Origin of the sequence: Mesoflavibacter sp. CH_XMU1422-2 (genome assembly GCF_037029245.1) — a bacterium.
GTDB lineage: Bacteria > Bacteroidota > Bacteroidia > Flavobacteriales > Flavobacteriaceae > Mesoflavibacter > Mesoflavibacter zeaxanthinifaciens.
Map to the genome: position 1 here is coordinate 79224 of NZ_JAYMEE010000070.1, position 19630 is coordinate 98853.

The window sequence follows — 19630 nt, forward strand, 5'->3', positions numbered from 1 at the left end:
TTCAAAAGAATTTTAATGCAAAACAAAAAAGAAAGAACGATAGATTACATGCTAAGAACCACTTGGTTAGCGGTAAATAAAATGTATAACGAAGAAGCTGCAAAGTTTGACACAACTATGGCTACAGGGTTTACATTATTAAGTATCGATAAAGAAAACGGTACACCTTCTACCTCTTTAGGACCAATAATGGGCATGGAAGCAACTAGTCTTTCAAGAATATTAAAACGTATGGAAGAATTAGGTTTAATAGAACGTAAACCTAACCCAAACGACGGTCGTGGTGTTTTAATTCATCTTACTGAGTTTGGAAAAGAAAAAAGAAAAGACGCCAAAGAACGTGTTTTAGTTTTTAATGAAACTGTAAGAGCACACGTTTCAGAAGAAAAACTAAAACATTTCTATGAAGTGTCAGACACTATAAACGAGTTAATTTCTAATAAAAAAATATATACTAAAGAAACCATTTAATAAAAATGAGTAAACGTAGAATCAAAAAAGTAGCCATTATTGGATCCGGAATTATGGGAAGCGGTATTGCTTGTCATTTTGCCAATATTGGTGTAGAAGTCTTATTATTAGACATTGTACCAAGAGAATTAAACGATGCCGAAAAAGCTAAAGGATTAACTTTAGAAGACAAGGTTGTAAGGAACCGCATTGTTAACAATGCATTAGCCGCATCGTTAAAATCTAAACCATCACCAATCTATCACAAAGATTTTGCTAACAGAATTACTACTGGTAATCTTGAAGATGATATTGCAAAAGTTGCAGATGTAGATTGGATTATGGAAGTAGTTGTAGAAAGACTTGACATTAAAAAGCAAGTATTTGAAAAACTAGAACTACACCGTACACCAGGTACTTTAATTACATCAAATACATCTGGTATTCCTATTAAGTTTATGAGTGAAGGACGCAGCGAAGATTTCCAAAAGCATTTCTGCGGAACGCACTTCTTTAATCCAGCACGTTACTTAAAGTTATTCGAAGTAATTCCTGGACCAAAAACATCTCAAGACGTTTTAGATTTCTTAAACGGTTATGGCGAACAATTTTTAGGAAAAACATCTGTAATCGCTAAAGATACACCAGCATTTATTGGTAACCGTATTGGTATTTTTGGTATTCAATCGTTATTTCATCAAGTAAAAGAATTAGGATTAACTGTTGAAGAAGTTGATAAATTAACGGGGCCTGTTATTGGTCGTCCAAAATCGGCAACTTTCCGTACGGTAGATGTTGTTGGATTAGACACTTTAGTACATGTTGCCAACGGAATTTACGACAACTGTCCTGATGACGAAGCACATGAGCTTTTCAAATTACCAGATTTCATCAATACCATGATGGAAAACAAATGGTTAGGAAGTAAAACTGGTCAAGGGTTTTATAAGAAAGTTAAAACAGACGATGGTAAAAGCGAAATTTTATCATTAGACTTAGATACATTAGACTATCGCTCTAAAAAAAGAGCCTCTTTCCCTACTCTAGAATTAACAAAAACTGTAGATAAAGTTATCGACCGTTTTCCAATTTTAGTAAAAGGAAAAGATAAAGCTGGCGAATTTTATCGCAAAAACTTTGCAGCAATGTTTGCTTACGTATCACATCGTATTCCTGAAATTTCAGACGAATTATATAAAATAGATGATGCTATGAAAGCTGGATTTGGTTGGGAACATGGTCCTTTCCAAATTTGGGATGCAATTGGTGTAGAAAAAGGTCTTGAAATAATGAAAGCTGAAGGAAAAACACCAGCAGCTTGGGTAAATGATATGGTTGCTTCTGGTAACACATCGTTTTACACAGTAAAAGATGGAGCTACGTATTTCTACGATATTGATAAGAAAGCACAAGAAAAAGTACCAGGACAAGATAGTTTCATCATATTAGATAACATCAGAAAATCTAACGAAGTATTTAAAAACTCTGGTGTAGTTGTTGAAGATTTAGGTGACGGAATTTTAAATGTTGAATTCCAATCTAAAATGAATACTATTGGTGGCGACGTGCTTGCTGGTTTAAATAAAGCAATAGACTTAGCTGAAAAAGACTTTGCTGGTTTAGTGGTTGGTAACCAAGGCGCAAACTTCTCTGTTGGAGCAAACATCGGAATGATTTTTATGATGGCTGCAGAACAAGAGTATGACGAGCTTAACATGGCGATCAAATACTTCCAAGACACGATGATGCGCATGCGCTACTCTTCTATTCCTACTATTTCTGCACCACATGGCATGACGCTTGGTGGCGGATGTGAGTTATCACTTCATGCAGATAAAGTTGTTGCTGCTGCAGAAACTTACATGGGATTAGTTGAATTTGGAGTTGGTGTAATTCCAGGTGGTGGCGGATCTAAAGAAATGGCTTTAAGAGCGCAAGACACTTTCAAAAAAGGTGATGTCGAGTTAAATACTCTTCAAGAGTATTTCTTAACTATTGGTATGGCAAAAGTATCAACTTCAGCTTACGAAGCATTTGATTTAGGTGTATTACAAAAAGGAAAAGATATCGTTGTTGTTAATAAAGACAGACAAATTGCTACAGCTAAAGCACACGCTAAATTAATGGCAGATCAAGGCTACACGCAACCTGTAAAACGTAAAGACATTAAGGTACTTGGTAAACAAGCATTAGGTATGTTCTTAGTAGGAACAGATGCAATGGAAGCAAGCCACTACATAAGTGAACACGATCAAAAAATAGCTAACAAATTAGCTTACGTTATGGCTGGTGGTGATTTATCAGAACCAACTAAAGTAAGTGAGCAATATTTATTAGATCTAGAACGCGAAGCATTTTTATCGCTTTGTACTGAAAGAAAAACATTAGAAAGAATTCAGCATATGTTGAAGACAGGAAAACCACTTAGAAATTAGAAAAAAGAAACAAGATGCAAGAAACAAGACATCTTGATTCTTGATTCTTGGCTCTAAAAATCAAAAGAAAAAATGAAACAAGCATATATAGTAAAAGCATACAGAACAGCAGTTGGTAAAGCACCACGAGGCGTGTTCCGTTTTAAAAGAGCAGACGAGTTAGGTGCAGAAGTGATTCAGCACATGATGAAAGAATTACCAAATCTAGACGTAAAACGTATTGACGACGTTATAGTTGGTAACGCAATGCCAGAAGGATCACAAGGTTTAAATATGGCACGTTTTATCTCATTAATTGGGTTAAATAGTGTTGATGTTCCTGGTGTAACGGTTAACCGTTTTTGTTCTTCAGGAATAGAAACTATCGGTATTGCAACTGCAAAAATCCAAGCAGGAATGGCAGATTGTATTATAGCTGGTGGATCAGAAAGTATGAGTAGCGTACCAATGACAGGTTTTAAACCAGAACTAAATTACGATACCGTAAAAGATGGTCATGAAGATTATTATTGGGGAATGGGTAATACTGCAGAAGCGGTTGCTAACCAATTTAAAGTGTCTCGTCAAGATCAAGATGAATTTGCTTACAATTCACATATGAAAGCTTTAAGAGCTTTAGCAGAAGATCGTTTTCAAGATCAAATTGTTCCTATAGATGTAGAGCAAATTTATTTAGATGAAAACGGTAAAAAAGCAACTAAAACATACACTGTAACAAAAGATGAAGGTCCTAGAAAAGGAACTAATGTAGAAGCTTTAGCAAAATTACGACCAGTATTTGCTGCAAACGGAAGTGTAACCGCTGGTAACTCGTCTCAAATGAGTGATGGTGCTGCATTTGTTATGGTTATGAGTGAAGATATGGTTAAAGAATTAAATCTAGAGCCTGTTGCAAGATTAGTAAATTACGCTGCTGCTGGTGTTGAACCAAGAATTATGGGAATTGGACCAGTTAAAGCTATTCCAAAAGCATTAGAACAAGCAGGATTAAAACAATCCGATTTAGAGTTAATAGAACTTAACGAAGCTTTTGCATCTCAATCATTAGCTGTAATTAGAGAGTTAGATTTAAATCCAGACATTATTAATGTTAATGGCGGTGCAATAGCATTAGGGCATCCATTAGGATGTACAGGTGCAAAACTTTCAGTACAGTTATTTGACGAAATGCGTAAACGTGACATGAAAGGTAAATATGGTGCTGTAACCATGTGCGTTGGTACAGGTCAAGGTGCTTGTGGAATTTTTGAATTTTTAAACTAGAGACAAGATTTTAAGAATCAAGAAACAAGAGGTGAAGATGCATAATTTTAAAAAATTAAAAATTTGGAATGAAAGCATGAGAATAGTTTCTGAATCTTATAAAATTACTAGAACGTTCCCAAAATTTGAAACTTATGGATTAATGAGTCAAATGAATCGAAGTGCAGTTTCTATTCCTTCAAATATTTCAGAAGGTTCAAGCAAAAGCTCTGATAAGCATTTCAATATTTATTTAGAAAACAGCTTAGGTTCTGCTTTCGAATGGGAAACACAATTAAATGTAGCTTTCAATGAAAACTATATTACAGAAGAAAAATTTTTAGAATTAGAACAACAAATAAAACAAATACAAAAAATGATTTCGGGATTTCAATCTAGACTTGATTTATAAGTCTTGGATCTTGAATCTTGAATCTCTTAATCTTATAAAAATATGGCAGAAACAGAAAAAGACATCCTACGTGGCGGTCAATTCTTAGTAAAAGAAACAAATTGTGAAGATATTTTCACACCTGAAGATTTTTCAGAAGAACAACAAATGATGAAAGACTCGGTTATCGAATTTAATGACCGTGAAATTATACCTAACAAACCTCGTTTTGAAGCTAAAGATTATGCTTTAACAGAAGAAGTAATGCGTAAAGCTGGAGATATGGGCTTTTTAAGCGTTGCTGTTCCTGAAGCTTATGGCGGAATGGGAATGGGCTTCGTATCTACAGTGTTAACTTGTGACTATATTTCTTCTGGTACTGGATCTTTTAGTACTGCTTTTGGTGCACATACAGGTATTGGTACTATGCCAATTACACTTTATGGTACAGAAGAACAAAAACAAAAGTATGTACCAAAATTAGCTTCTGGTGAATGGTTTGGTGCGTATTGTTTAACAGAACCTGGTGCTGGATCTGATGCAAATTCTGGTAAAACTACTGCAGAGCTTTCTGCAGATGGTAAAACATACAAAATCAACGGTCAGAAAATGTGGATTTCTAACGCTGGTTTCTGTAACTTAATGATTGTTTTTGCTAGAATTGAAGACGATAAGAATATCACAGGTTTTATTGTAGAATATGATAAAAACAATCCTAACGGAATCACTTTAGGTGAAGAAGAACATAAATTAGGAATCCGCGCAAGTTCTACACGTCAAGTATTCTTTAATGATACTGAAGTTCCTGCAGAAAATATGCTAGCAGGTCGTGGTGAAGGTTTTAAAATAGCAATGAATGCCTTAAACGTTGGTCGTATCAAATTAGCTGCTGCTTGTTTAGATTCGCAAAGACGTATCACAACTACAGCTGTTCAATATGCTAACGAGCGTAAACAATTTAAAACACCAATTGCAGACTTTGGTGCTATAAAAATTAAGTTAGCCGAAATGGCAACTAACACTTATGTTGGTGAATCTGCAACTTACAGAGCTTCAAAAAATATCGAAGACCGTATCGCTTTACGTGTTGAAGCAGGAAACACACATCAAGAAGCAGAACTTAAAGGTGTAGAAGAATACGCTATCGAGTGTTCTATCTTAAAAGTAGCAGTATCAGAAGACGTACAAAATTGTGCAGATGAAGGTATCCAAATTTTTGGAGGTATGGGATTCTCTGAAGAAACTCCAATGGAAGCTGCTTGGAGAGATGCTCGTATTGCTCGTATCTACGAAGGAACAAACGAAATTAACCGTATGCTTTCTGTAGGTATGTTAGTTAAAAAAGCAATGAAAGGTCACGTAGACTTATTAGGTCCTGCAATGAAAGTTCAAGAAGAATTAATGGGTATTCCTTCTTTTGATACACCAGATTATTCTGAGCTTTTTTCTGAAGAAAAAGAAATGATTGCAAAACTTAAGAAAACCTTCTTAATGGTTGCTGGTGCTGCAGTACAAAAATTTGGACCAGATTTAGAGCAACATCAACAATTACTAGTTGCTGCTGCAGATATTTTAATTGAAATCTACATGGCAGAATCTGCTATTTTACGTACAGAGAAAAACGCAAAACGATTTGGAGAAGAGTCTCAATCTGCTCAAATCGCAATGTCTAAATTATACTTATATCACGCTGTAGAAACTATAGAGAAAAAAGGAAAAGAAAGTATTATTTCTTTTGCTGAAGGTGATGAGCAACGTATGATGTTAATGGGACTTAAGCGCTTTACTAAGTACCAAAACTACCCAGACATTGTAGACTTACGCAATGAAATTGCAGAAAAAATAAAAGAAGAAAACAAATATTGTTTCTAAGAATTTAAGTGAGTTTTAGTTTTAATTTCGAAAAGGCTGATTCAAGTATTTGAATCAGCTTTTTTATTTTAGTACTTTAGAGAAAAATTAGAAAAATGAAAAAACTAATCATTCTCCCTTTATTATTATTTGCTTACATTTCGCTAGGTCAAACTAACCAAAAGATTTATGATATTATCGATTCTGTTTCAGCAAAACGAATAGAGAAAGATATACAAACATTAGTAAATTTTGGAACAAGAAACACCTTTAGTGATACCATTTCTAACACAAGAGGAATTGGTGCTGCAAGACGTTGGATAAAGTCTGAATTTGAATCAATTTCTAAAAACTGTAACAACTGTCTTGATGTATTTTATCAAAAAGACTTTGTGACTAAAGAAGGGAATCGACGTGTACCACATGATGCTTGGGTTGTAAATGTTGTAGCTATCCAAAAAGGAACAAAATATCCTAATAGATATATTATAATGAGTGGAGACATAGACTCTAGAGCTAGTGATACTATGGACTTTACCACAGATGCGCCTGGAGCAAATGATAATGCATCTGGTATGGCAGGAACCATTGAAGCTGCAAGAGTCCTATCTAATTATCAATTTGAAAGCAGTATTGTTTATGTAGGTCTTTCTGGTGAAGAACAAGGTCTTTTTGGAGGTAGTGGTTTAGCTAAATATGCTAAAGAAAACAATTGGGATATTATTGGTATTCTTAACAATGACATGATAGGAAATATCAAAGGAGTTGATGGAGTAATAGACAATCGTACTTTTAGAATTTTTTCTGAACCTGTTCCTGCAAACGAAACAGAAAGAGAAAGACAACTTAGACGCTTTTATGGTGGTGAAGTTGACGGAATATCAAGACAATTGGCTAGATATGTACACAAAACGGTGAAGACATATATGCCAGAAATGAATCCTATGATGGTTTACAGATTAGACCGTTTTGGTCGTGGTGGTCATCACAGACCTTTTAATGATTTAGGTTTTGCAGGAATTAGAATTATGGAAGCACATGAAAATTATAATCAACAACATCAAGATATTCGTGAGGAAAACGGAATTAAATATGGAGATGTTATTGAACACGTTAATTTTGAATATGCTAAAAAACTAACTGCTGTTAACGCTATAAACATGGCTAGTTTAGCTTCTGCGCCGCCAGCTCCAAAAAACGTTGCTATTGGTGGTATTGTAGAACCTTCGGCTAAATTTAAATGGGATAAAGTTGAAGGTGCTGTTGGCTATAAAATATATTGGAGAGACACAACTTCTCCTACTTGGGATTACAGTAGATATGTAGGTGATGTATCAGAATTTACTTTAGAAGGCATTGTTATAGACAACTTCTTTTTTGGGATTGCTACTGTAGGAAAAGATGGTTTTGAAAGTCCCGTTGTTTTTCCTAATAAGGTATTTAGATAATAAAAAAGGACTTCAAATTTGAAGTCCTTTTTTTGTTTATTTAATTAGCTATACTACTTTTTACTTTTTCATCTGTTGTCACATTAGACAAGTTAATCGCTGTTTCAATTAAAGCTAAATGAGAATAGGCTTGTGGGAAATTACCTAACAATCGTTTTGTTTTAAAGTCTATATCCTCACTAAACAATCCTAAATGATTACTGTAAGATAATAGTTTATCAAACATAGCTTTAGCTTTTTCCTCCTCGCCTATTTTATACAAACTGTTTATAAACCAAAACGTACAAATTGTAAATGATGATGATGGTAAACCAAAATCGTCTTTATTTTTATATCTATAAAGTAATCCGTCGTTACTTAACTCTCTTTCTATTGCGTTAACCGTGCTAACATATCTTGGGTCTTTAGCATCAATAAATCCATAAGGTTCCATTAATAAGACAGAAGCATCTAAATCTTCAATACCATAAGCTTGCGTAAATGCTTTAGCAGAATCACTCCAAGCATTGCTCATAATATCGTTTTTAATTTCTTCTTTAATAATTTTCCATTTATTTGCTTTATGGTATTTATTTAATATTTCAGCAACTTTAATAGCACGATCTATAGCAACCCAACATAACACTTTAGAAAACGTAAAATGCCTATCCTCGCCTCTAAATTCCCAAATTCCTTTATCTGGTTCTTTCCAGTGTTTGTTTACTACCCAAACAATTCCTTTAGTAATGGTCCAAAGTTCTTCGGTATTTTCTATGTCTAAAGAAAAAGACACAAATTGCTGATGGATTACATCCATTAAAATACCATAAATATCATTTTGTTTTTGCTTATAAGCAGCATTACCAACACGCACAGGTTTAGAATCTTTATAACCGCTTAAATGATCTAAACTATACTCGGTTAACTTTTTCTCCTTATTGATTCCATACATGATTTGCAGTTTTTCATCTTTATCAGGAATCAAATCGATAATAAAATTTAAGTAGCGTTTAGCCATATTTTTATGACCTAATTGTGATACTACTTTTATCACCATAGAAGCATCTCTAATCCAGCAAAAACGGTAATCCCAGTTTCTTACCTCGCCTATTGTTTCTGGTAAAGAAGTAGTTGCTGCTGCTAGTACAGCACCAGATTTATCGTAGGATAGTAATTTTAACGTTAATGCACTACGCAAAATTTGTGCATTATACATATTGTATTTTGGTGTTTTATCTATCCAATTTAACCAATATACTTTGGTACGTTGGTGATCTAAGTAAATACTTTCTACTGTTGGGTTAAAAATCTTTTCGTTGTAACCTATTAAAAAGTAACCGTCTTCTTTAAGTGTAATTTCTTTTTTATCTACAATTGCATTTTTATCAAATGACGTGTATAAAAAAAGCGTATCAAACTTTTCACCATGAGTTAGGCTAGCTATAAAATCATCTTTTACGTAAATTTCTGTTTTACCTTTAGCATACTCTAATTTTGGGTTATAATCCACTGTAAATGTAGGTTTACCTGAAATATGTTTAAAATATCTTACTAATTCTGGTGGATAATAATATGTTCCATCTTGCTTATGAAATCTTGGCATAAAATCATGCACTTCAAAAACATCAATACCATTACTAAATCTAGTAACCAAGATATTTGTTTTATCAATGTAAAATTGGTTAGTTGTATAACTATCATCTAAATTAATAGAAAAATGACCTCCAATTTTTTCATCTAAAAGTTTAGCAAAAACAGATGACGAATCAAATTCTGGCAAGCAACACCAATCTACAGATCCTGTTTTTGATATTAATGCTGCACTTCTACAATTTCCTACAATTCCGTAATCTAAATTATTTCCCAAATCTTTTGTTTTATAATGTTTTCAATCAATTTTTCATTAAATTAACGAAAATCTTAACTTTAAACCAAAGCAAACCCTTATGAATAAAACAATTATTGTTTCTAATCGTCTTCCTTTACAAGTCAACATTGAAAATAATGCTTTAAACATAAAACCTAGTGTTGGTGGTTTAGCTACCGGTTTAAAATCGGTTCATGAAGAAGGAAATGGTATTTGGATTGGTTGGTCAGGATTGACCGAAGAAGAGTTAAATAAAGACTTGTCAAATCAAGTTAAAAAAGAAGTTACTAAAGCAAAATGCGCTACTGTACCGTTAACACAAGATGATGTAGACAATTTTTACTTCGGATTTAGCAATAAAACCCTTTGGCCTTTATTTCATTATTTTATGGAATATACCGAGTTTGACAACGACCAATGGGAAGCTTATAAAACCGTTAATCAAAAATTTGCAGATGTTGTTTTAGACAATATCGAAGATGGTGACACAGTTTGGGTACATGATTATCAATTACTGTTACTGCCAAAGCTTATTAAAGACAAAAAACCAAATACAACCATAGGTTTCTTTTTACACATTCCTTATCCGTCTTATGAAATTTTTAGAACGTTTCCTTGGCGTGAAGAATTGCTGCACGGTATGCTTGGTGCCGATCTTTTAGGATTTCATACCTATGATTACGAGCGTCACTTTTTAAGTTCTGTAAAACGAATTTTAAGATTAGATGTTCAGTTTAACGAAATTTCATATTTAGATCGTGTTGTTAAGGTAGATTCATTCCCAATGGGAATAGATTATAATAAATTTCATAACGCAGCGCTTTCTCATTTAAATCAATCAAATACTGAAAAATCCGAGCTTCAAAAACGATTAGACGATCATATTCAGGCTGGTCCAGACACCAAATTAATCTTGTCTATAGACCGTATGGATTACACCAAAGGTATTCCAAATCGTATTCGCGCTTTTGAATATTTCCTTAATAAATATCCGCAGTTTAAAGAAAAAGTAAGGTTGGTGATGTTGGCGGTTCCGTCGCGTTCTGATGTGCCTCAATATCAAAAATTGAAACGAGAAACAGACGAACTTGTTGGTCGTGTTAACGGAGAATTTTCTACCGTTAGTTGGACGCCAATCTGGTATTTTTATAGATCTATGCCTTTTGATAATTTAATAGACTTGTATACCTCATCACAAATTGCATTAATTACGCCAGTAAGAGATGGAATGAATCTTGTTGCTAAAGAATACGTTGCAACACGCGTTAACCAAGATGGTGTTTTGATTTTAAGTGAAATGGCTGGCGCATCTAAAGAAATGAACGAAGCATTACTTATTAATCCTAATAACTTCGAACAACTAGCTGATACTTTAAAACATGCTATTGAAATGCCTGCTGAAGAGCAATCTAAAAGAATAAAAATTCTTCAAAAACGTCTACAACGTTACAGCGTAGAAAAATGGGCAGATGAGTTTATGAAATCCTTAAACGACACCAAAAAAATAGGCAAGACAATTGTTGCTAAAAAAATGGATAAAGACCATCAAGCAACTATGATTTCAGATTTTAAAAAGGCTAAAAGAAAGCTATTATTCTTAGATTATGATGGCACTTTGGTTGGGTTTAAAGACAATCCTCAAGATGCTAAACCAGACGATAAATTAATACAACTTTTAGACCAATTAAATCAAACAGAACATACAGATGTGGTTATTGTTAGTGGTCGCGATCGCGAAACTTTTGAAGACTGGTTTGCAGACAAATCTTATAACCTAATCACAGACCACGGAGTATGGTTAAAGGCTAAAAACGACGATTGGCAAATGTTAGAAATCTTAAAAACTAACTGGATGGATAACATACAACCGATACTTCAAACCTTTGTAGATCGTACTCCAGGAACATTTATCGAACAAAAAAAATACTCGTTAGCTTGGCATTACCGCAAAGCCGATCCAGAATTAGCTCAAATAAGAACTATAGAATTAAATACAGTTTTAACACATTTAATATCTAACAACGATCTATCTGTTTTAAAAGGAAATAAAGTCATCGAAATTAAAAGTAGTAGCGTTAATAAAGGTCGTGCAACTTCACGCTGGTTAACAAAAGCTAATTACGATTTTGTGTTTGCTATTGGTGATGATTGGACAGACGAATTTATGTTTGAAGATTTACCAGAAAACACCTATTCTGTAAAAGTTGGCTTTAAAAAAACAAAAGCAAAATATTACGTAAAAGATACAGACAAAGTCAGAGATTTATTAGCTAATTTTACGCAACAATAATTTATTAAATGAAATCAATTTTCACCTTTGCTATTTGCTGTTTGGCATTTACAATATCTCACGCACAATTACTTCATAAAAAGAAAAATTTTACACGACAAGATACGCTGCGCGGAAGCATTACACCAGAGCGAGAATGGTGGGATTTATCATATTACCATTTGGATATAAAAGTAGAACCAGAAACCAAAACAATTTCGGGTAAAAACACCATTCAATACAAAGTATTAGAACCATATCAAGTCATGCAAATAGATTTGCAACCGCCTTTAGAGTTGACTAAAGTTACTCAAAATGGAGAACAACTTGATATTAAACATGATGGAAATGCTCATTTTGTCACACTTAAAAACACTCAAAAAATAGGAGAAGTAAATAGCGTTGTAGCCTATTATGAAGGTCAACCACGTGAAGCTATTCGTGCTCCTTGGGATGGCGGTATTTCTTGGAAAAAAGATAAAAATGGTAATCATTTTATAGCGTCTTCTTGTCAAGGACTTGGCGCAAGTGTTTGGTGGCCAAATAAAGATCACATGTATGACGAGGTAGACAGTATGCTTATTAGTGTAAATGTGCCTGAAAAATTAATGAATGTTTCCAACGGAAGACTTAGAAAAATTGAACAAAAAGATGATCAAACAAAAACGTATCACTGGTTTGTAAATAACCCAATTAATAATTACGGAGTAAATATTAACATAGGTGATTACGCTAATTTTTCAGAAGTTTATGAAGGTGAAAAAGGCGATTTAGACATGAATTATTACGTCCTAAATTACAATCTAGACAAAGCCAAAACACACTTTACAGATGCTCCAAAAATGATGAAAGCTTTTGAGCATTGGTTTGGTCCGTATCCATTTTACGAAGATAGTTTTAAGCTAGTTGAAGTACCATATTTAGGCATGGAGCATCAAAGCTCTGTTACCTACGGAAATCAATATTTAAAAGGATATTTAGGTAACGATTTGTCTGGTACAGGTTGGGGATTAAAATTTGATTTTATCATTATTCATGAAGCCGGACATGAATGGTTTGCAAATAATATAACGAACGTAGACATTGCAGATATGTGGATTCATGAAAGCTTTACTGCGTATTCTGAAAGTTTATTTTTAGATTATTACTATGGTAAACAAGCAGCATCAGAATATGTGATTGGAACAAGAAGAAGTATACAAAATGACAGACCATTAATTGGACAATACGATGTAAATAATGAAGGTTCTGGAGACATGTATTACAAAGGTGCTAACATGCTTCATACGTTAAGAACTATGGTAAATGACGACGAAAAATGGCGTCAGATTTTAAGAACTTTAAATAAAAAATTCTATCACCAAACTGTAACAACACAACAAATTGAGAATTTTTTAGCTGAAGAAACTGGTTTAGACCTAACAGGTTTCTTTAATCAATATTTACGCACGACTAAAATTCCTGTGTTTGAGTATAAAATTGAAAATAAAACTCTGAAATTCAGATTTTCAAACACTGTAGAACATTTTAAAATAACTTTACTAATTAATATTGATGAAAAAGAACATTGGATCAATCCAACTAATGAATGGAAATCTATTAAAATCCCTTCAGCAAATTCTTCAATTAGAGTTAATAACAATTTTTATATAAAATCATCACAAATAAAGTCTTAGATAAAAAAAGCATCGTAATAACGATGCTTTTTTTTTATTTACAAACCTTTAATAAAGCTTCCGTAAGGATCTTTAAATTGAATTCCTTTTGTAAATCTGTATTTACTCAATTGCTTATATTCTACTAAAGCCCAAAGCACAAACTCTTTCATAAAGTAGCTATCTTCTTTGCTTAAATTAGATTGGTGTTTTGCAATTAAATCATCTAAAGGAGAAACAGCTTCTAGTAACGATTTATATTCTTTATCTCTTAAATCATCAAGTAATTCGAAACCATCAGATTGGTTAAAAAACCAAGATACAATATCATCATATGGACCAACATCATCTTGTTTTTTAAGTTTTTCAATTTCAGGAAAGTATTGAATAAATAATGTTTTTACAGCTTCTCCAATTAAATTATAAGCCACATTAGCTGCACCTTCTTGTTCGCCTTCATAAACCAATTCTACTTTACCAGTTATTGCAGGAATAATCCCTAAAAAATCAGATAACCGTACAGCAGTTTTTTCATCATTATTTTTTAATGCTCTTAGTTCGGCAGCACTTAATAAGTTTTCATAAGCTGTAATACTTAAACGTGCGCTCACACCACTTTTTTCGTCTATAAAATCGCTATGTCGTGCTTCAAAAACTACTTGTTCTAAAACATCTTTTGCTAATTCTGGTACGTAAATAGCCTCTTGTTGTCTTGTGTCTGATTTTGCTTCTTGCTGTGTAATGGTTTTTGCGGTTTCTAAATCATTAGGATAGTGCGTTAATATTTGCGAGCCAATTCTATCCTTTAAAGGTGTTACAATACTTCCTCTGTTGGTATAATCTTCTGGATTTGCGGTAAACACAAATTGCATATCTAATGGCAATCTTAGTTTAAAACCACGTATTTGAATATCGCCTTCTTGCAAAATATTAAATAATGCCACTTGTATTCTGGCTTGTAAATCTGGCAACTCGTTAATCACAAAAATACAACGATTAGCACGTGGAATCATTCCGTAGTGAATAACACGATCATCTGCATAACTTAATTTTAAATTGGCTGCTTTTATGGGGTCAACATCACCAATAATATCTGCTACAGTAACATCTGGTGTTGCTAATTTTTCGGCAAAACGCTCGCTTCTATGTAACCAACTAATTGGCGTATCTTCTCCTTTGTCTTCAACTAATTGAATAGCGTATCTTGAAATGGGTTGTAACGGATCGTCATTAATCTCGCTACCTTCAACTACAGGAATATATTCATCTAATAAAGTCAGCATTAATCGTGCAAGTCGTGTTTTTGCTTGACCGCGTAATCCCAACAAATTAATGTTATGTCTTGATAAAATGGCACGTTGTAATTCTGGAATTACTGTGTTTTCGTAACCGTGTACACCGTTAAAAATGGTTTCCTTATTTTTTATTTTTTCTATTAGATTATCTCTTAATTCATCTTTTATAGATTTTGATTGATAACCAGATTTTTTTAATTCTCCTAAAGTTGTTATGTTTTCTATTTTCATTTTAGCTTTTATCTTCTAATTCTTTTTTTTCTGTTGGTTTCGTAATCTTCAAAAATCATTTCGCCCAAACCTTTTAAGCCAGTATAAAATGCTTTTCCTTGATTGGCTTGCGTAAACTCTCTTACAAATTGCATTAAATAACGGTCTTGAGCAATCATAAATGTTGTGATTGGGATATGTAATTTTCTGGCTTGTTGCGCCATAGCATAACACTTATTGGTAATGTATGGGTTTAGTCCGTTACTATCTTTATAATAAGTACCATCAGGTAAGCGCAAGCAACTTGGTTTACCATCTGTAATCATAAAAATTTGCTTGTTTGTGTTTCGTTTTCGTCTTAATAAATCCATTGCTAATTGCAAACCAGCAACTGTATTTGTATGATACGGACCAACGTTTAAATACGGTAAATCTTTGATTTTTATTGGCCAAGCATCGTTACCAAAAACCAAAATATCTAAAGTGTCTTTTGGGTATCTGGTCGTTATTAATTCGGCTAACGCCATAGCTACTTTTTTAGCTGGCGTGATTCGGTCTTCACCATACAAAATCATACTGTGACTAATGTCTATCATTAATACGGTACTCATTTGTGATTTATGATTGGTTTCTTCTACAACCAAATCGTTTTCAGTAAGATTAAAATTACCAATACCGTTATTGATTTGTGCATTTTTTAAGCTTTCGGTCATTGAAACTTTATCTAAGTTATCACCAAATTGGTATGCTCTAAAATCGCCAGTATGCTCGTCTCCTACTCCAATACTTTTGCTTTTATGGTTACCGCTACCACTCTTTTTAATATTCCCAAAAATTTGCTCTAAAGCAGATTGTCGTATAGCTCTTTCTATTTTTGCTGTAATCGCATTACCTTTTTTTCCGTCAGGTTTAATTTCTTCTCTTATGTAACCTTTCTTTTTAAGGTCTTCAATAAAGTCGTCTATTGTATACTCTGCAGTAGTTAAGTTATACTCGTCATCAAGTTGCTTTAGCCAATCTATAGCTTCATCAAAATCGCCAGAAGTATGTGTAATTAACTCTTTAAAAATTTCAAAAAGTTTTTCAAAAGGTGTTTGCGAAGGTGCTTCGTAGGGTTTAAAAACAAAGCCTTTTCTATGTGTTTTTTCATTTTTCATTGCACTATAAAAATACAATATTTTAAAATGAATTTAAATGCCTTAACAGCTTTTTAATATTTTGTTGTTTAACTTTATGCCTAACTAATTTTATTAAAATGAAAAAACTTTCCCTTTTACTACTCTTAATGATTTCTTTTTCAGGTTTTTCTCAAGAAATAAACTTGGATTTACTTAAAAATATGAAACCTAGAAATATTGGTCCTGGCGGAATGTCTGGTCGTGTAACTGCTATAGATGTTGTACATAAAAATCCAGACATAATGTATGTTGGTACAGCTTCTGGTGGACTATGGAAATCTACTTCTGGCGGCATAAATTGGGAACCTATTTTTGAAAAAGAAGCAACTGCATCTATTGGTGCTGTAGCTATCCAACAATCAAATCCTAGCGTGATTTGGGTAGGAACTGGTGAAGGAAATCCTAGAAACAGTTTAAATGGCGGTTATGGTATTTATAAATCTTTAGATGCCGGAAAAACATGGCAACTTATGGGATTGGAAAAAACAAGACATATCCATCGTGTCATTGTAGATCCTACTAATCCTAACACTGTTTATGTTGGCGCAATTGGAAGTCCTTGGGGAGAGCATCCAGAGCGTGGTGTTTTTAAAACTACTGATGGCGGAAAAACATGGAACAAAATTTTATTCGCAAATAACAAAACTGGTGCTGCAGATTTAGTCATGGATCCATCAAATCCTAATAAATTAATTGCTGCACTTTGGGAACATAAACGCGATCCTTGGTTTTTTAAATCTGGAGGCGAAGGTTCTGGCTTACATATTACCCATGATGGTGGTGAAACTTGGAAAAAAATAACCGATGAAGACGGTTTCCCTAAAGGCGAATTAGGTCGTATTGGTGTTGCTATTGCTAAAAATAAACCTAACGTTATTTATGCTTTAGTCGAAGCTAAAAAAAATGCACTTTATAAAAGTGAAGATGGTGGTTTTAAGTGGGAAAAAATAAACGACAAATCTGATATTGGTAACAGACCTTTTTACTATTCTGAAATATATGTAGATCCAGAAAACGAAAACCGTGTTTACTCTGTTTTTACCTATGTAAATGTAAGTGAAGATGGTGGTAAAAACTTTGATCAATTAATGCCAGCATATGGTTCTAGTAACGGTGTACATCCAGATCATCATGCATGGTGGATACATCCAGATAATGGTAATTTTATGATAGATGGTAATGATGGTGGACTTAACATTACCAAAGATGGCGGAAAAAATTGGCGCTTTATTGGCAACTTACCTGTGGCGCAATTTTATCATATTAATGTAGATAACGAGTTTCCTTACAACGTATATGGCGGAATGCAAGATAATGGATCATGGCGCGGACCAGCTTATGTCTGGAAAGCACAAGGTATTCGTAACAGTTATTGGCAAGAAATAAGTTTTGGAGATGGTTTTGATGTTATCCCTGATAGAGATAACTCACAATATGGATGGACCATGAGTCAACAAGGATATGTAAGTCGTTACGACTGGAAAACAGGTAATAATTATACCGTACAACCAACACATCCAGATAAAGATGTAAGATTAAGATTTAATTGGAATGCTGCCATAAATATCGATCCTTTTGATAATAGCACGATTTATTTTGGAAGTCAGTTTGTACATAAGTCTACAGACAAAGGTTTAACTTGGGAAGTAATTTCGCCAGACCTAACCACTAATGATCCTGAAAAATTAAAACAACACGAAAGTGGTGGGTTAACTATGGATGCAACAGGTGCAGAAAACCATTGTACAATATTAGTTATAGAACCATCTCCAGTAGAAAAAGATGTGTTTTGGGTTGGTACTGACGATGGTAAAGTGCATATCACACAAAATGGTGGAGCTACTTACGACGACGTATCTAATAACTTACCTGATTTACCAAAAGGAAGTTGGATTGCTCAAATAAAAGCTAGTAATAAAAATAAAGGTGAAGCATTGCTAATAGCAAACGACTACAGACGTTTTAACTATTCACCTTATGTTTACAGAACAAAAAACTACGGAAAAACTTGGCAACGTATTGTAGACCAAAACGATGTAAAAAGTTATGCGCTAGCTATAATCGAAGATTTAGAAGAACCAAACCTTATGTTTTTAGGTACAGATGATGGTTTATACATCTCGATAGACGCAGGAAACCAATGGACCAAATGGACTAACAACTTCCCTACTACGTCTGTTAAAGACTTAGTAATCCATCCACGTGAGCATGATTTAGTCATTGGTACTTTTGGTCGAGCTGCTTGGGTATTGGATGATATTAGACCGTTAAGAGCAATTGCAAAAAATAAAAACACGCTTACAGAAACCATAACTTTATTTAATCCTCCAACCGCTTATCAAGCGGCATACCAACAACCTACGGGAAGTCGTTTTGGTGCAAACGCGATGTTTAATGGCGAAAATCGTGATAGCGGAGGACGTTTTAGCTACTTTATTAATCCAAAAGACGTTAAAAAAGAAGACACTAAAGACGAAGAAAACAATGATGAAGCTGAAGAAGATAGTCTAGAAACTGAAAATAAAACAGAGATCAAATGGGATTCAATTTCACTTAAAATCTATGATAATAACAAGCTAATTAGGACTTTAAAACAAAAAGCGCCTAAAGACAAAGGATTACACAAATGGACGTGGTATATGGATGAAAAAGGTGTAGACAGACCTTCACGTTCAACAAGAAAAAGAAAGAGAGAACCTAGCGGAGTTGATGTAAAACCAGGAACTTACAAAGCTGTATTAGAATATGGTGATCAAATTTCAGAAACAATTATCACCGTAAAATCGGACCCTAGATTAGACGTTTCTAAAGAAACTATAAATGAAGTTTACAATACTTTAAAGCAATTAGAACAAATGCAACAAGTTGCTGCAAACGCTACAAAACAACTTGCAGAAAGCAAAGCATTAGCAGAAAAGTATAAAAAAGAACTTACCGATTTAGATAAAGATAAATACAATGAAGACATCAAAACATCTAAAGACATTATAAAGAAGATAGATGAAGTTTTAGATATTTATCTTGGTAAGCAAGATAAAAGACAAGGTATTACTATGACACTAGATGTTAGTGTAACAGACAGGTTAAGTAAAGCTAGATGGTATGTTGGATCAAGAAAAACTGGAATTACAGAAACAGAAAAAAATTTAATCAATCATGCTAAAAAAGATCTAGAAGCCGCTTTAAAAACAACTAACTTGTTTTTTGAAGATACTTTTAAGCCTTATTATCAAAAAATGCAAACTATTAACATGACAAAAACATTAGATAACATTAAAAACTTCAAACTAGATTAAACTATTTTAAAGAATTATTAACTATAGATATTTGCAAAAAGACTTATTAGTAGTTAAATTTCTT

General features: G+C 33.4%; 12 protein-coding genes. 9 read left to right on the forward strand and 3 right to left on the reverse strand.

Going from position 1 to position 19630, the window contains the following annotated elements; all coding sequences use genetic code 11:
* The first annotated feature begins 15 nt into the window (after positions 1–15).
* From WA340_RS12345 to WA340_RS12370, 6 genes are all read left to right on the forward strand, one after another.
* Positions 16–471 (forward strand): MarR family winged helix-turn-helix transcriptional regulator, encoded by a 456-nt coding sequence (locus WA340_RS12345; RefSeq protein ID WP_027878619.1) that lies wholly within the window; start codon positions 16–18, stop codon positions 469–471.
* A gap of 5 nt (positions 472–476) precedes the next feature.
* Positions 477–2885, forward strand: coding sequence for a 3-hydroxyacyl-CoA dehydrogenase/enoyl-CoA hydratase family protein (locus WA340_RS12350; protein ID WP_336129301.1), 2409 nt, complete (start codon positions 477–479; stop codon positions 2883–2885).
* Positions 2886–2957: 72 nt separating this feature from the next.
* Entirely contained in the window at positions 2958–4148 is a 1191-nt protein-coding gene (locus tag WA340_RS12355) for an acetyl-CoA C-acyltransferase (RefSeq protein WP_106676948.1), read from the forward strand.
* A gap of 37 nt (positions 4149–4185) precedes the next feature.
* Positions 4186–4539 (forward strand): four helix bundle protein, encoded by a 354-nt coding sequence (locus tag WA340_RS12360; RefSeq protein WP_336129302.1) that lies wholly within the window; start codon positions 4186–4188, stop codon positions 4537–4539.
* A 42-nt stretch (positions 4540–4581) separates the two neighbouring features.
* Positions 4582–6390: an acyl-CoA dehydrogenase family protein gene (locus WA340_RS12365; protein WP_027878615.1), complete on the forward strand. Its 1809-nt coding sequence runs from the start codon at positions 4582–4584 to the stop codon at positions 6388–6390.
* A 95-nt stretch (positions 6391–6485) separates the two neighbouring features.
* Entirely contained in the window at positions 6486–7817 is a 1332-nt protein-coding gene (locus WA340_RS12370; protein ID WP_336129303.1) for a M28 family metallopeptidase, read from the forward strand.
* A gap of 40 nt (positions 7818–7857) precedes the next feature.
* Here WA340_RS12370 and WA340_RS12375 read toward each other — a convergent pair whose 3' ends face one another.
* Positions 7858–9663: a glycoside hydrolase family 15 protein gene (locus WA340_RS12375; RefSeq protein WP_336129304.1), complete on the reverse strand. Its 1806-nt coding sequence runs from the start codon at positions 9661–9663 to the stop codon at positions 7858–7860.
* A 79-nt stretch (positions 9664–9742) separates the two neighbouring features.
* Between WA340_RS12375 and WA340_RS12380 the strand changes: the two genes are divergently transcribed.
* Positions 9743–11953 (forward strand): bifunctional alpha,alpha-trehalose-phosphate synthase (UDP-forming)/trehalose-phosphatase, encoded by a 2211-nt coding sequence (locus WA340_RS12380; RefSeq protein WP_336129305.1) that lies wholly within the window; start codon positions 9743–9745, stop codon positions 11951–11953.
* 8 nt (positions 11954–11961) lie between these two features.
* Positions 11962–13608, forward strand: a complete 1647-nt coding sequence (locus WA340_RS12385) for a M1 family metallopeptidase (protein WP_336129306.1) — start codon at positions 11962–11964, stop codon at positions 13606–13608.
* A 38-nt stretch (positions 13609–13646) separates the two neighbouring features.
* Here the strand turns inward: WA340_RS12385 and WA340_RS12390 are convergent, their stop codons facing one another.
* A complete protein-coding gene (locus tag WA340_RS12390; RefSeq protein WP_336129307.1) occupies positions 13647–15113 on the reverse strand; it encodes a magnesium chelatase in 1467 nt (488 codons plus the stop codon).
* 8 nt (positions 15114–15121) lie between these two features.
* Positions 15122–16249, reverse strand: a complete 1128-nt coding sequence (locus WA340_RS12395; protein ID WP_336129308.1) for a vWA domain-containing protein — start codon at positions 16247–16249, stop codon at positions 15122–15124.
* 98 nt (positions 16250–16347) lie between these two features.
* Here WA340_RS12395 and WA340_RS12400 point away from each other — a divergent pair, with 98 nt between their 5' ends.
* Entirely contained in the window at positions 16348–19566 is a 3219-nt protein-coding gene (locus WA340_RS12400; RefSeq protein WP_336129309.1) for a VPS10 domain-containing protein, read from the forward strand.
* Positions 19567–19630 lie beyond the last annotated feature (64 nt).